2 tRNA genes are annotated in these 599 nt (G+C 46.2%); both read left to right on the top strand.

The features are described from left to right. Nucleotides 1–148: 148 nt before the first annotated feature. Nucleotides 149–225, top strand: a tRNA-Ile gene (locus tag MHZ95_RS20770). A gap of 50 nt (nt 226–275) precedes the next feature. Then, nucleotides 276–351: transfer RNA gene (locus MHZ95_RS20775), tRNA-Ala, on the top strand. Nucleotides 352–599 lie beyond the last annotated feature (248 nt).

Here is a 599-nt window from a genome sequence, read left to right on the forward strand (position 1 = left end):
CGTAACAAGGTAGCCGTATCGGAAGGTGCGGCTGGATCACCTCCTTTCTAAGGAATATTTCGGAATGTAGACCCAAGGGGTCTGCAAGTTAACGTTTTGCGTTCAGTTTTGAAGGTTCATTTTGAACTTCATAATACAATCCCGAAAGGGGCCTATAGCTCAGCTGGTTAGAGCGCACGCCTGATAAGCGTGAGGTCGGTGGTTCGAGTCCACTTAGGCCCACCATTAAGATTTCCAAGCATTTTAATTGCTAGAGAACTTAATCTTTATATTTCGGGGCCTTAGCTCAGCTGGGAGAGCGCCTGCCTTGCACGCAGGAGGTCAGCGGTTCGATCCCGCTAGGCTCCACCATCATACTCCGAGTGGAGTATTTTTGTTCTTTGAAAACTGGATAAAACGACATTGAAAGTAACAAATCAAGAATCAACCGAACAAATCCTTTTGTGATTTGTTTATGCAATACCTTTTTAAGAGCACCTGTTTACATCGCTGTGAACAAGGACTCACCAAGATGGCTTATTGAAGCCGAAAGGTTAAGTTAGAAAGGGCGCACGGCGGATGCCTTGGCACTAGGAGCCTATGAAGGACGGCACTAACAC

The organism is Sporosarcina sp. ACRSM (genome assembly GCF_022346545.1).
Classification (GTDB): Bacteria; Bacillota; Bacilli; order Bacillales_A; family Planococcaceae; genus Sporosarcina.